At 59.7% G+C, this 14,010-nt stretch carries 7 protein-coding genes; all 7 read right to left on the bottom strand.

Annotated features, from left to right (window positions below; genetic code table 11):
* Positions 1 to 30: 30 nt before the first annotated feature.
* The 7 genes from ACVWYF_RS20725 to ACVWYF_RS20695 all read right to left on the bottom strand — a co-directional run bounded on the left by ACVWYF_RS20725 (position 31) and on the right by ACVWYF_RS20695 (position 13,736).
* Positions 31 to 1,599, bottom strand: coding sequence for a RagB/SusD family nutrient uptake outer membrane protein (locus ACVWYF_RS20725; RefSeq protein WP_457071695.1), 1,569 nt, complete (start codon positions 1,597 to 1,599; stop codon positions 31 to 33).
* A 20-nt stretch (positions 1,600 to 1,619) separates the two neighbouring features.
* Positions 1,620 to 4,580, bottom strand: a complete 2,961-nt coding sequence (locus tag ACVWYF_RS20720) for a SusC/RagA family TonB-linked outer membrane protein (RefSeq protein ID WP_457071693.1) — start codon at positions 4,578 to 4,580, stop codon at positions 1,620 to 1,622.
* 269 nt (positions 4,581 to 4,849) lie between these two features.
* On the bottom strand, positions 4,850 to 6,736 hold the full coding sequence (locus tag ACVWYF_RS20715) for a glycoside hydrolase family 13 protein (protein WP_457071690.1): 1,887 nt from the start codon (positions 6,734 to 6,736) through the stop codon (positions 4,850 to 4,852).
* A 68-nt stretch (positions 6,737 to 6,804) separates the two neighbouring features.
* Entirely contained in the window at positions 6,805 to 8,349 is a 1,545-nt protein-coding gene (locus tag ACVWYF_RS20710; RefSeq protein ID WP_457071688.1) for a glycoside hydrolase family 32 protein, read from the bottom strand.
* 45 nt (positions 8,350 to 8,394) lie between these two features.
* Entirely contained in the window at positions 8,395 to 9,276 is an 882-nt protein-coding gene (locus tag ACVWYF_RS20705) for a carbohydrate kinase family protein (RefSeq protein ID WP_457071686.1), read from the bottom strand.
* A gap of 153 nt (positions 9,277 to 9,429) precedes the next feature.
* On the bottom strand, positions 9,430 to 10,752 hold the full coding sequence (locus ACVWYF_RS20700) for a sugar porter family MFS transporter (RefSeq protein WP_457071684.1): 1,323 nt from the start codon (positions 10,750 to 10,752) through the stop codon (positions 9,430 to 9,432).
* A 203-nt stretch (positions 10,753 to 10,955) separates the two neighbouring features.
* Positions 10,956 to 13,736 carry a substrate-binding domain-containing protein gene (locus tag ACVWYF_RS20695; RefSeq protein ID WP_457071682.1) on the bottom strand — a complete coding sequence of 927 codons (2,781 nt, stop codon included), beginning with the start codon at positions 13,734 to 13,736 and terminating at the stop codon, positions 10,956 to 10,958.
* Between the last annotated feature and the right edge of the window lie 274 nt (positions 13,737 to 14,010).

Here is a 14,010-nt window from a genome sequence, read left to right as displayed (position 1 = left end):
GGAGCACCCGCAGGCAAACTCCAGCCCAGGCTAGTAACCAGGGTTTTGGGTGATGTTGGGGTTCACATCTACCTGCGTTTGCGGAATGGTAAAGAGCAAAGCTTTATCCGGGCTTTGCGGCTTGTCCTTGCGAGGCAGCAGAAACTTGCCGAACCGAATCAGGTCCTGCCGGCGCCACTCCTCGTTGTACAGCTCACGGCCGCGCTCGTCGAGCAGAATGTCCAGCGTAAGCGCGGGCAAGGCACTGGCTCCCCGCGAGGGCAGCGTGCGGATGTAGTTGACGATGGCCAGGGGCGTGGTGCCATAAACACCCGCGCTGGTGGGGGTACCCCCACGCATAATGGCCTCGGCCTTCATCAGCAGTACGTCGGCCAGGCGGAAACTCACATGGTCGTTCTCCGCGCCGTTGCCGCCTTTGTCTTCGCTGGCGTAGTCCACAGGGTATTTCAGGGGCCGGATGCCTTTTACTTCCAGGTCCGCGCCTACTTCAAATATGTTAACATCCTTAGTGAACACCAAGGGGTTACCCCCTCGGTCTTTGAGGGCAGTCTCGTCCTTGAGGTTGTACTGCTGACCGGCAAGGAAGCCCACGTTGATGTGGTTGCCCGTGTTGATGGCATTGGGAGAATTGCTCGGATAAGCTTCGCCCCGCCGTTTATCAGTCGCCTCAAACTTGTCGAAAAAATCGCCCGTGGTGGCTGGGCCATTGTAGCCATTGACGGGAAACAGGTTGTAGTGCGAAACGAACTTCCAATAGGAGCGCACATCGCCGCCGTCGCCATAGGTGTTTTCTTGGGTGAAGATGTTCTCTTTACCAATAGCGGTGTTGTTGGGCGCGAAGTTATCGAAATAGTCAGGCGTGAAGGTATACTTGTTGCTGGTGATGATTTCGTCCGCCAACTTAATAACCGAGTTCATGTCAGCCGCGTCGAAGGTGGGTGTTTTGCGGTTGGCGTAGGCCCCCTTGTTAAGGTAGCACTTCATCAGTAAGACGCGAGCGGCATCCTGGTTGGCTTTGCCCACCGGGCCGAGGGGCAAGTCTTTTTGCACGGCCTGGATTTCGCTCACGATGTAATTCAGCGCCTCTGTGCCTTTCCGCAACCGGGCCGGCTGGCTCAGTTCCTCGCCGGGGTCGCGGTACAGCACTTGGTCGAACATATCCAGTAACCAAAACATACCCCAGGCGCGGATGAACCGGGCTTCTGCGGCCTGCTGCGTTGTGGGGTTAAACCGCAACAGGTCGGTGGCGGCGTAGGTAATGCCGTTAAGCCCGGTGAAGGTATTGCGGATTTGTTCGTTGTTGGAGTCCCAGTTGTGGAGGTAGAGCTGGCGCCACTTGCCATTGTCGTCCCAGTCTGGCCCGCGGGTGGGCATAATTCGCTCATCGGTCGAGACTTCCTCCAGAGCAAAAACGTTTACGCTACCCTGAATAGGGTCACGCATGGAATTGTATACCCCCGTGAGTAGCGCCGCCGGGTTGCCTTTAGGAATTTGGTCTAGCGTTAGGTTTCCGTTAATGTCCTCATTGAGCTGGCAGCTGTTGGCGACCTGTAGCAAGGCTAAAGTGGCCGCGATTCGGATAATACTGTTCTTCTTCATGGCTGATAAGGGCTAATGTGTTACAAGGAGAAATTAAGGCCGAAGGTGAAGAGGCGGGCACTCGGATAGGCCGTATAATCAATGCCGACCGAGGGGACGCTATTGGCACCTGTTTTGATGGTATTGATTTCCGGGTCAGCCCCCGTGTATTTCGTAAATACGAACAGGTTTTGGCCCGTAGCGTAGATGCTGGCTCCCTTGAACACTTTTCCCAGGTTGCCGATTGCGTACGACAGCGTCACGTTAGAGAGTTTTAAGTAGTCGCCCTTCTCCAGGTAGCGTGACGAGGCGGCCGTCGCGCTGCCAGTCGATTCCTTAACAGGATTCTCAAATGTTACCAGCGCAATGTTCTTCCGGGCGTTAATGCCTCCAATGGCACCCACTGCGTTCAGGGTATTGTTGTAAATGAGTTGGCCAAATACCCCGGTCATGTTGGCTACAAGTGCAAGCTTACCGTAGTGGGCGTTAGCACTTAAGCCAAGCAGAGTTTTGGGGTTGGGACTACCAGCGTAGAATACCGGCCCGAATGCATTCGGCAGTCCTTTGTCGTTAAGACCTTGGTACTCCGGCAGATAAAAAGCATTGATGGGCAAACCATTCCGAATGGTTTCAACCAATGCCCCGGATAACCCTTGGCCGGTAATTAATCCGGTAGGAATGGGAGCACCCGGCAGGCCGGAAACGCTGTTGCGAATGAAAGTAGCGTTTGCGTTAAAGCCCACCCCAACCTTTTCACCGTTCAAAATCATAGTCCCGAGTGCAACTTCTACGCCCTTGTTTACGACTTCGCCCTTGAGGTTTTCCCACCTGACGGCAGCATTGGACGGCCGGGGCTCACCGGGGATTTTGGGAAACAACAGGTCAGTGGTCGTCTTGTAGAAGTAATCCACCGTGGCCGTCAGTCGGTTGTCAAAGAATCCCAGGTCAACACCGGCATTGTACTGCGTATCCGACTGCCATTTCAAGCCTGGGTTTGCGGCGTTGAGCGGATTCTGGGCACCGTTGTTGTCCAGCGAGTACCGGGCTTGGGCCGAGCCGGCCGGGAACTCTTGGTTGCCGGTACGGCCGTACCCTGCCCGGACTTTAAGTTGCGTCAGTGACTTGTTGCCCTTTAGGAATTCTTCCTGGCTAATGTCCCAGGCAGCGGCAACAGAAGGGAAATAGCCCACCCGATTTTCGGGGCCGAATTTACTGCTTTGGTCGCGGCGCAACGTAGCCGTGATGAGGTAGCGCTCCTTATAGTTAAGAATAGCCCGGCCAAAAACGGACTGCAACGCCGTGAATGGGTCTTTGAAGGAAGTTGGAAAGCGGGAGCCGTTGCTGGAATACTGAATGTAATTTGTGTAGTCCAGCCCGAAGTTGCCAAAGCCCCCTTGGTCGGGATTACCGAATGCCTTGATGTTCGAGCCTGCGTTTGAAAACGTGGTATACTCGTAGCCCAATAAAGCGTTCAAATTGAGGTCAGCAGCAATTTTCTTGTTAAAATTCAGCGTATTGGCGATTTGCTGAGTGCTCAACTGGTTGTTGCCAATACCAGCAAGCCCCTTGCCCTTTATATCATCGAAGTTGATAAGGTCTTGTCCAGTGGACGTGCGGCGCTCGCCGGTGCTGTAATTGATGCTGTACAGCACCCGTGCTTCCAGCCAGTCGGTAAACTTGTAATGCGGCGATACGCTGGCCAGAATGGTGGACACCCGGGATTCGTCATTGTATAGTTCCTGATACGCAAGGGGATTGATGAGTTCGCCTGCTTTGATGTTCAGCGAACCGTCGGCGTTGCGGAGCGACTCAGTCGGGTTCCACTGCAACGCCTGGCCAATGAGACTGCCCTGCGAGCCGGCGGTAGTAGTGATGGGAGCCAAGTTTTCCTGAAACTGGCTGGTAACGATGTTCACATCCACGCCGAGCTTCTTGCTTTCGAGGAACTCCAGATTGGTGGAGAAGTTGGCACTGTACTTCTTGAAGCCGGTTTTGCGTACAATGCCGTCCTGATTGAGGTAGCCCAGCGAAAGGCGGTAGCGGCCGTTGTCGCCACCACCGCTCATGGCCACGTTGTAGTTTTGCAATTGACCCGTTCGCAGGATAGACCCCAGCGCGTCAGTGTCGGAGCCCAAGTCGTAGCTACCGGGCCCGCTGTTGGGCAGTCCATAGTAAACCAGCGCTTGCCGGAACTGGCCAGCATTGAGCATCTTCTGCCGGCGCAGGATGGTTGAAAAGCCAGTCGAGGCCCCGATGTCCAGCCGGGGGGCACCCGTTTTGCCCCGCTTCGTGTTAATCAGCACAACCCCGTAGGCTGCCCGCGAGCCGTATATAGCCGTAGCGGAGGCATCTTTCAAAACAGTCACTGACTCAATGTCAGTTGGGTTGAGGAAGTTGAGCGGGTTGCTGTCGGCACCATCACCAGCGTCTCTAGCCGCCACTTGGCCCGGCCGGGCCGAGCGGCCATCGAGCGGCACACCATCTACTACGTAAAGCGGCTGGCCGGTACCCGTCACGGCAGAATTGCCCCGAATTTTGATGGTTGCCGGGCCCCCAGGCTGTCCGCTACTGTTGGTGACTTGCACCCCCGAGGTACGACCCTGGATAAGTTGGTCGGGCGAGGTGAAGGTACCCTTGTTGAAATCCTTCTCGCCAATAACAGCTACGGCCCCGGTCAGGTCCTGCTTGCGGGTCGTACCGTAGCCCACTACCACTACATCGCTCAGCGCCTGTGCGTCGCTTTTCATCGATATCGATACCGACGACTTGCCGGTGATATCAACCTGCTGCGCAGAGTAGCCTACGAACGAAAACGACAGCTTCGTGGCCGTAGCTGGCACATCAAGCTGGAAACTACCATCGGCTCCGCTGCTGGTACCGGTGCTGGTACCGGGCACCAGTACCGTCACGCCGGGCAGGCCGCCGCCCGACTCATCCGTCACCTTGCCCGAAATCGAACGGTTGGCCTGGGCTTGGCTCAGTAGTGGAAACAGAACAAACAAGACCCCTAGTAGCAAGAGCTTCAGGAGCGTTGTTGGGCCGTGCCCGCCTGTTGCGGCCGGCAGCTCACACGGATTGTACCGTTTGTAAACGTTGTTTCTCATGGTATGAAAAGTGAAATGGTGGGAAATTTTTAAGCGGCGAGTAGCTGGCAATTCTCCGAAAACGATTTCTGCAAACGATTTCGGAGTGATTGGCGGGGAGTTCCGGGTCTATTCATGTTTTGCAGCGTTAGGTGAGAGGGATGAGTTGTTGCGAAAAGCCGCTCCTTTTATTGCAGCGGGAGCACCACGGCCTGCCAGGGTTGCAGGGCCAGGGTGGAGCCGGTTTTGAGCGTAGGATAGTTGTTGAACCAGGGCTGGCCGGCGGGCGTGAGGCCGGCCGGCACGGCCCAACTGCGCAGCTCCGAGGAAAAGTTGAGCACCACCAGCACCCGCTCCGCGCCCTGGGTGCGGGTGTAGGCGTAGATGTGTGGGTTGGCCGCGTCGAGCAGTTGGTACTGTCCGTACACCAGCACCTTATGAGCCTTGCGCATGGCCGTGACCTTGCGGAAATAATTGAGCACGGAGCTGGAGTCTTGCTCTTCGGCGGCCCGATTGATGGTGCCGTAGTTGGGGTTGATTTTCAGCCAGGGCCGGCCGGTGGTGAAGCCGGCATTGGCGGCGGCGCTCCACTGAAAGGGCGTGCGGCCGTTGTCGCGGCCCGAGATTTTCTGGGCCTCCAGAAACTGGCTCAGGTTGCCGCCCTCGGCCTTGAGCTGCTGGTACATGTTGCGCACCTCGATGTCTTGGTAATCGCTAATGCCATTGAAGCGGATATTGGTCATGCCCAGTTCGTCGCCGCCGAAGGTGTAAGGCGTGCCGCGCATGGTGAGCAAAAACGTGCTCAACAGCTTGGCCGAGGGGGCGCGGAAGGCCGGCCGGTCGTCGCCCCAGCGGGTGGTCATGCGGGGCTGGTCGTGGTTGCCGAGGTAAATGGTGCCCCAACCCTTTTCGGCAAAAATCTTATCCCATTTGGTATATACCTGCTTGAAATCCAGCAGGCTGTAACCCTTGGGCGAGAGCATCCGGTACTTCAGACCGGGCACGTTGCCCACGCCCATGCCCTCGAAGTGGTAGAGCATGTTGAGTTCCCGGCGGGCGGGGTCCACGAAGTCTAGGGCCTGGTCACTAGTTACGCCCGCGCCCTCGGCCACGGTCATCACGTTGTACTTGCGCAGCACTTCGCGGTTCATCTCCTTCAGGTAGTCATGCAGGTGCGGACCGTTGGCGTAGTAGCGGCCGAAATCGCCGTGGTACTGGGCCGGCAGGGCCGGAAAGGTCGTGTCCTTGGCGATGAATGGAATCACATCCATCCGAAAGCCATCAATGCCCTTATCGAACCAGAAGCGCATCATGGAATAGATTTCCTGGCGCAGCTTGGGGTTTTCCCAGTTCAAATCGGGCTGCTTGCGCGAGAAGTAGTGCAGGTAGTAAGCGTTGGTGAGCGAGTCGTAGCGCCAGGCATCGCCCTTCACGTCGAAAAAGCTCTGGCGTTTGCTGGGCGTGCCTTTTTCGGCGGGCCACCAGTGGTAGTAGTCGCGGTAGGGGCTGGTGCGCGCACTTTTCGACGCCTGAAACCACTTGTGCTCGTCAGAAGAGTGGTTCACCACTAGGTCCAATACCACTTTCAGGCCGCGCTGGTGAATGCCTTTTAGCAGGCCATCGAAGTCGGCCATGGTGCCGAAGTCCTTCATGATGGCGCGGTAGTCGCTGATGTCGTAGCCGTTGTCGTCGTTGGGCGAGCCGTAAATCGGGTTCAGCCAAATCACGTCCACGCCCAGGCTTTTGATGTAGTTGAGGCGCGAAATCAGGCCCTTGAGGTCGCCCACGCCATCGCCGTTGCTGTCCTGGTAGCTGCGTGGGTACACTTGGTACACCACGGCTTCCTTCCACCAGCTCTCGTTACGGGCAGTAGTATCGGCGAGGGTCCGGGTTTGGGCGGTTTCGGCTTTTTGTTCCGATTTCTGCCCGGCCTGGCCGCAACCGGCCAGGGTTAGCAATAGCGTGGCGACCAGGCTGGCGCACACGGCAAAGCCCGCCCCTGCCGGCCCCGGCCCCACTCCTACGGAGCGGGCACTGCGTTCAAGTAAAAAGAATGAGCGGGAGAAAAACGACACGGGTGGGATGGGTTTTGCGGAAAAGAGTATTGAAGCGAAGCTCTTGATTGTAAGGGGTAAAATTTCAGTTAAGGCATGGCTGGCTGGCTGAGGTCGGTGAGGCGCAGGGCCGTTACCTGGGCCGCGCCATCGGTGATGAGGCTGATGCGGCCGGCGTGCTGCTTCGGAAAAACCAGGTCCGTGAGCGTGGTTTCGCCGTTCTGGGCGAATACTTCCACCACCGACTTATCCACGAGCAGGCGCAGCTGGAGCTGGCCGTCGCGCAGGGGTACTTTGGCGGTTTCGAGACTCATGGCGAACATGGGGTGGAAGGCCACGTTGCCCGAATGCTGCCGGTCAAGGGTCAACTCCTGCTTCGCCACGTCGTAGCGCAGCACGGTTTTCTCGTCGTTGCTTTGCAGCAGGTTCAGGGTGAGCAGGTTGGCTTTACCGGGTTTCAGGGTCAGTTCCAGGTCGTATGATTCGCCGTGGAAGGGCAGCTCGTAGCCGGCGGGGCCGGGCTTAAGGTCGCGGCTTTTGATACTCAGGGCCTCTTTGCCCAAGCGGCGCAGCTCGGCCAGGGGCTGCTGCACCAGCGTGAGGCCGGCGGAAGTGCGGCGCAGGCTCAGCTCGCGGGGCACGGCAAAGCTGCCACGCCACTCGGTGCCGGTGGGCACGGCTTGGGCGTAGGCCCAGTCGTTGGCCCAGCCCACCAGCAAGCGGCGACCATCGGGCACGTTGTTGAAGGTAACGGCGGCAAAATAGTCCTTGCCGAAGTCGAGGTAAGCGGGCTCTTCGTACGCCTGGTCGGGCGTAAAGGTCTTGCCATCAAACTGCCCCAGGAAATACTGCTGGCCCCGGAACTGCTCCACGGGGTTGCCGGCCGAAATCAGCAGCACCCACTTGGTGCCGCCGCCGGGCACGGGCAGCTCGAACAAATCGGGGCATTCCCACTCCTTCACCGTGTTGCCGGCGCGGCCCCAGCGGCTCAGAAAGCTCCAGTTTTTCAGGTTCTTCGACTCGTAGAGATACACCTGCTGGCGGTCGGCTTTCACGGTGGCCATCACCCACTTCTGCTGCGGCGCGTACCAGAACACCTTGGGGTCGCGGAACTCCTTACTGCCGATGTCGAGCACGGGATTGCCAGCGTAGCGCTGCCAGGTGAGGCCGCCGTCCGGGCTGCTGGCCAGGTTCTGGTGCTGGGCTACCACTGCACCCGCCCGCTCCTGATGGCCGGTATAAAAGGCGACCAGTCCGTCGGTTTTACCGGCCGCGAACAGGCCCGAGGTGTTGTCCTTATCGACGACCGCGCTGCCCGAAAAAATCATCGTGTTGCTGCCATCGGGGCTGGCATACTCGGTCAGGGCCACGGGTTGCGGGGTCCAGCGCAGCAGGTTGGGGCTGGTGGCGTGGCCCCAGGCCAGGTGGCCAGGCTGGGCGCTCTGCGGGTTGTATTGAAAAAACAGGTTGTACTGCCCATTGCTGTACACCAAGCCGTTAGCGTCGTTTATCCAGTTTTTGGGGGCCGTGAAGTGGTACACCGGCCGGTACGGGTCGGCGGCCGCCCCCGGGGTTTGGGCCAGGCTGGTTATGCTCGCGAGCAGAGGTAAAGCGCAGAGGAGCAATCGGTTCATCGGGTGGGAGATGGGCAGCTTGAGTCAGTTTGTAAAATCGGGTAATCAGGCAGTGGCGGAGGCCAGCTCGCGCACCATATTTTCGGAGATGGCCGGCGTGGCTCCCTGGAAAGTGGCCACCAGCGAGCCCGCCGCGCAGGCAAAAGCAAGGTTATCGGCCGGCGGCTGGCCAGCCAGCAGGCCCCGGAGCAGCGCCGCCAGAAAAGCATCGCCGCTGCCAATAGTATCCTGCACGGCCACGGGGCGGCCGGGGCTGCGGTAGAGCTGCCCACCGGTCCAGAGCGCGGCACCGTCGGCCCCTTTGGTCACGCACACGGCTTGCAGCTTGAAGCGGGCCGCCAGCCACTCCAGGGCGGTTTCCTCGGCCGGGCTGGCCCCAAACCAGTCCATGATTTCGGTGAGCTCGTGGTGGTTGAGCTTCACGATGTCGGCGTGGCGCAACAGGTATTGCACCACGTCGCGCGAATAATGAGGGGGCCGAAGATTAACGTCGAAGACCTTCAGTGGCGCCTGTTGCAGCAGGCGATACAAGGTTTCGCGGCTCACCGGACTGCGAGCAGCTAAGCTGCCAAAGACGAAGGCTTCGGCCCCCTGAACCAGAGCGCTGAGCGCAGGTTCATACTGAATGTAGTCCCAGGCCACCGGCTGGACTATCTTATAAGTTACCTCGTTGGTGTTGCTCACGTTGGCCTTCACCACGCCCGTGAGGTGGGTTTCGCCGCGCTGCACGTATTTGGTGCTCAGCCCTTTGCTTTCCACAAAAGCCAGCAACTCGGCCCCCAGGTCGTCGTGTCCCACGCGGCTGATGAGTTGCGCCTCCAGCCCGAAATTGCGCAGATGCACCGCCACGTTGAGCGGGGCTCCGCCCGGTTGCTTCCCGGTGGGCAGCACGTCCCAGAGCATTTCTCCGAAGCAGGCAATGGCCATGGCGTGGGGGTGAGTTTTGGAGGTGAGAAGCAAATGAGCAAATGGCCATCATGCAGAGCGTAGCGCAGCCTCTTGCGTGTGGCAGCAATTCAATTGGCTGGATTACGTTTAGCACGCGAGATGCTTCGCTTCGCTCTGCATGACAGTCTTTCTTCAGTGCATCACCAACGCTTTATCGACCTGCTCTAGACTCGTACCCTTCGTTTCGGGCATAAAGCGCAGGACGAAAATGAGTTGCAGCACCATCATGCCGCAGAAGAAGGCGAACGTGTTGCCGCCGCCCAGGTGCTCGGCAAACCAAGGGAAGGTGAAGGCGATGACCGTGGCCATCACCCAGTGTGTGCTGGAGCCCAGCGCCTGGCCCTTGGCCCGTACCGCGTTGGGGAAAATCTCGGAGATGAATACCCAGATGACCGCGCCCTGTGAGAAGGCGAAAAAGGCGATGTACACGAACAGCAGCACCGGCACCAATACGCCGCCAAACTGCTGCGCGTAAAAGGCCCGCGCCACCAGCCCCAGCGTGGCAATGAGGCCCACCGAGCCCACCAGCATGAGCGTGCGCCGCCCAAATCGGTCAATGAGATTGACCCCCAGCAATGTGAAGATGAAATTGACCAACCCAATGCCCGCCGATGACAGCAGGGCCGTTTTCTGCCCCAGCCCGGTCATTTCAAAAATGCGGGGCGCGTAGTAGATAATGGCATTGATGCCCGACACTTGGTTGAAAAAGGCGAAGGCCACGGCCAGCAACACCGGCGTGCGATACTGCGGGCTCCAGAGCGACTCGCTCTGCCCGGCATCCAGGGCCTGGGAGGTGAGGATGGCGGCCACGTCGGCATCCACGGTAGTGGGGCCGATGATGCGCAACACGTCGCGGCCCTCGTCGATGCGGCCGTGCAGCAGCAGCCAGCGTGGGCTTTCGGGCACCCGGAACAGGAACAGCAGGAACAACACCGCTGGTACGGCCTGCACGCCCAGCATCAGGCGCCAGGAATGCTCGCCCACGTTGGCCAGCAGGTAGTTGGAGAGGTAGGCGGCAAGGATGCCGAACACGATGTTGAACTGGAACAAGCCCACCAGCTTGCCTCGCGATTCGGCTGGCGAAATCTCGGAGATATACAGCGGAGCCGTCACCGACGACGCCCCTACCCCCAGCCCGCCCAAAAACCGAAACACCATGAACGGCACCCAAGCCGGGGCCAGCGCCGCCCCCACCGCCGATACCAAATACAAGACCGCAATCCACCGCAGCGTCTGCCGCCGCCCGAGCACATCGGAGGGAATGCCCCCGAAAATGGCCCCCAGCACCGTGCCGATAAGAGCAATGGAAATGGTGAAGCCGTGCTCAAACGCATTCAGGTTCCAGAGTTGCTGAATGGCTTTCTCCGCGCCGGATATAACTGCCGTATCGAAGCCGAACAGGAAGCCGCCCAGCGCCGTGACGATAGACCAGAAAAGGACTTTGCGCTGCACCATGAGAAAGCGGGACGAATTGAGGCTGGCTCAAAAGTCCGGGGCGGGTGTCCAAAAGGCTTGCTCGTTTCCTTCAATTTCTTGCGGAATTCCTACATGGTGCAAAAATTATTTTAAATCATTTTCTGTCAACAATTTGACGTAAAAATCCAGACAAGCCTAGCTGGCTTTTCTTTCACTAATCCGACCCGATTTGCAAAAATATTTCAGCTACGCCCGGGAGTGTGCAAGGCTTTGTACTCCGAGGGCGATACCTGGTACTTGCCTTTGAAGGCCGTGGAGAAATACGAGGGCGAGGAGAAGCCGGTGAGGTACGCGATTTCGGCAATGGTGCTGCCTTCCTGCAGCAGCAGCAGGCGGGCTTTGGTGAGGCGCAGGCTCTGGATATAGTCCGACACGCCGGTGCCGAGCAGGGCCTTCACCTTGCGGTAAAGCTGCATTTGGGACACGCCCAGGCTGCGGGCCACGTCGTCCACGCTCAGGGTGGGCTGGTCGAGGTTGGCTTCGATGATGGCGGTGAGGTCGGCCAGGAATTTCTGGTCGACGCGCTGCGGGGCCACGGTGGCGGTGTCCACGCTCAGCTCGCGACGGAAATGCTCGCGCTGCTGGTCGCGGTTGCGCAGCAGCGTGCGCAGGCTCTCAACCAGGAACGTGGGGTTGAAGGGCTTGGTGAGGTAGAGGTCGGCCCCGGCCTGCACGCCGGCCACCTGCTCCTCGGGGGCGCTACGGGCCGTGAGCAGCACCAGCGGAATGTGCGAGGTGCGCCAGTCGGCCCGCAGTTGGGCCACCACTTCCAGGCCGCTCAGGCCGGGCAGGTTCACGTCGCACACCACCACGTCGGGGATGGTTTCGCCGGCCAGGCGCAGGCCGGTGACGCCATCGGCGGCGGAGCTGACCTGGAAATAGGGTTGCAGCTTCTGTAGCAGAAAGTTGCGCACGTCGTCGTTGTCTTCTATTACCAGCGCCGTTGCATCGGTGCGGGCCAGAGGCGGGGCGGGCTCGGCGGGCTCGTCATCGGGCAGCATTTCGGCGGTGGGGGACAGGCGCGGCTCGGGGTCGGCCTCAAGGAAAGTAGCGGGGCGGGCCAGCGGCAGCTTCACCTCGAAGGTGGTGCCGTGGCTCGGCTCGGTCCGGAAGGTGAGTGAGCCTTCGTGCAGCCGGGTCAGGCCCTCGGCCAGGGCCAGGCCAATACCGGAGCTGTTGGCCGACGACCGGGTGCCCTGGTAAAACCACTCAAATACGTGCGGCTGGTCGATTTCAGCAATGCCCCGGCCGGTGTCTTCCACGCTCACGCGCACCATGTGGGCCACCAAATCGGGCTGGAGGCTCACCGTAATCTGGCCGCCATCGGGCGTGTACTTGAAGGCATTGGACAGGAGGTTGAAAAACACCTTGTCCAGGATTTCGCCGTCGAACCAGAGCTGCACCACCGGCTCGGCGGGCAAAAACCGGTAGGTGATGTTGCGCCGCCGCGCCGTTTTTTCAAACACGTCCATCAGCTCGCGCACAAAGTCCACGAGGTTGCCCTCGGTGGCCCGCACCGACATCCGGCCCACGTCAATTTTGCGGAAATCCATGAGCTGATTCACCAGCCGCAACAGGCGCTGGGCGTTGCGGCGCACCAGTTGCAGGTCTTGGCGCTGCCCCTCCGCAAGGGTGGCCCCGTCGGTCAGCAGCTCTTCCACCGGCCCCAGAATGAGAGTGAGCGGCGTGCGCAGCTCGTGCGAGAAATTGGTAAAAAACCGCAGCTTGGCTTCCGATGAGCGGCTGGCTTCTTCGGCCGTGCGGCGGCCGGCTTCGGCCAGCTGCGCAATCTGGTTGCGCTGGGTGCTGATTTCGGCATTCTGCTGCTCCAGCTGCCGCCGAATGCGCCGATTAAGGCGCAACGCCCGCCACGCAGATGCCCCCAACAGCGTGGCTACCAACAAGCTGACCAGCAGCAGGTATACGGCCGTGCGCTGGCTGGCATAGCGGCGCATCTCCGATTCGAGCCGTTGCTGCTGCTGCCGCAGGTCGTGCTGCTGGATGGCCAATTGCTCGGTCTGGGCGCGCATCGGCCCCACATTGGCCGAGTCTATCACCATGGTTTCCAGCAGGTTTTCCTTAGCAAAAGGCTCGTGGCGCAGGATGCGCAAGGCCGTCCGAATGGCTTCTTCACCGCCCGTGGGGTACAGCATGGTGGCATTCAGAATGCCGTCCTCCACCATTTGCAGGCCGTTGCCCGGCCCGGCCAGGCCGTCCACCCCAATGATGCGCACGGGATGCGGCAGCGCCAGCCGCGTCACCACTTGGTAGGCGGCGCGGGCCATGGGGTCGTTATGGGCAAAAATCAGGTCGGTTTCGGGGTGCGCCCGCAGCACTGCCGGCAGCTGCTGGAGCACCGAGGCGGGCTGCCAGTTGCCGGCCACCTGCGCCGTGAGCCGGATGTCCGGGTAGGCGGCCAGCACCTGCGCAAAGCCCTTGGCGCGGTCGGTGGCCGGCGAGGAGCCTGGCCGGCCCATTATTTCGAGCACCTGCCCGCGTTGGCGCAGCAGCTGGGCCACGTAGCGCCCGGCCGTGCGGCCCACTTCCAGGTTGTTGCCGCCCACGTAGGCCGTATAGAGGCGCGAGGTGGTGCGGCGGTCCAGGATTACTACCGGGATTCCTTGGTTGTAAGCCGCTTCGGTGAGGGCCGTGAGTGGCCCGGATTGATTGGGGGAAATAATAAGCAGGTCGACCGGCTCCTTAATTAACTGCTCGACTTGCCGGCGCTGCAATTCGCTGTCGTTGTGGGCATCCAGCATCTGAAACTGCACGTTTGGGTGGAAGCTCAATTCCTTTTCCATGCCGGCCAGCATGGCCCGCCGCCAATTGTCGCCCATGGTGCATTGCGAAAAGCCAATGCGGTAAACCGGCTCGGGAGGAGCGGCCGCGCAGCCCCCCAGCACCACTCCTACCGTCAGTAGCAGCAGCATTCGGCACCACAACAAGCTCAGAAAATCAGTCACTTAAATACTGGAGCAAAAAACTACGGGGCAAATGTGTAAGCAATGTGGGCTAACAGGGCCATGCCTGCTGCAAACTACACATTATATGATAATTCGGATGATTATGCTTGCTTACTGCGCGCCGAAAAAATCAGCGAAGCCCCCATGATGCCTGACCAGCAGTGCGTAGTACCACCCCAAATTGGGGTGGTCCAGTAAAAACGGACAATGCACTAAGATATGCTGATTTGAAAGTCGCGTTCGAATTGGTGGGGCGAGCGGTAGCCGAGGGCGG

Source organism: Hymenobacter sp. UYAg731 (assembly GCF_054061335.1).
The sequence above is the reverse complement of the archived record's forward strand: the minus strand, read 5'-3'. Positions and strand labels throughout refer to the sequence as shown.

Bases quoted from the DNA above. Each gene is read 5' to 3' on its own strand.
- ACVWYF_RS20725 (WP_457071695.1), bottom strand. From the start codon at position 1,599: ATGAAGAAGAACAGTATTATCCGAATCGCGGCCACTTTAGCCTTGCTA.
- ACVWYF_RS20710 (WP_457071688.1), bottom strand. From the start codon at position 8,349: ATGAACCGATTGCTCCTCTGCGCTTTACCTCTGCTCGCGAGCATAACC.
- ACVWYF_RS20705 (WP_457071686.1), bottom strand. From the start codon at position 9,276: ATGGCCATTGCCTGCTTCGGAGAAATGCTCTGGGACGTGCTGCCCACC.
- ACVWYF_RS20700 (WP_457071684.1), bottom strand. From the start codon at position 10,752: ATGGTGCAGCGCAAAGTCCTTTTCTGGTCTATCGTCACGGCGCTGGGC.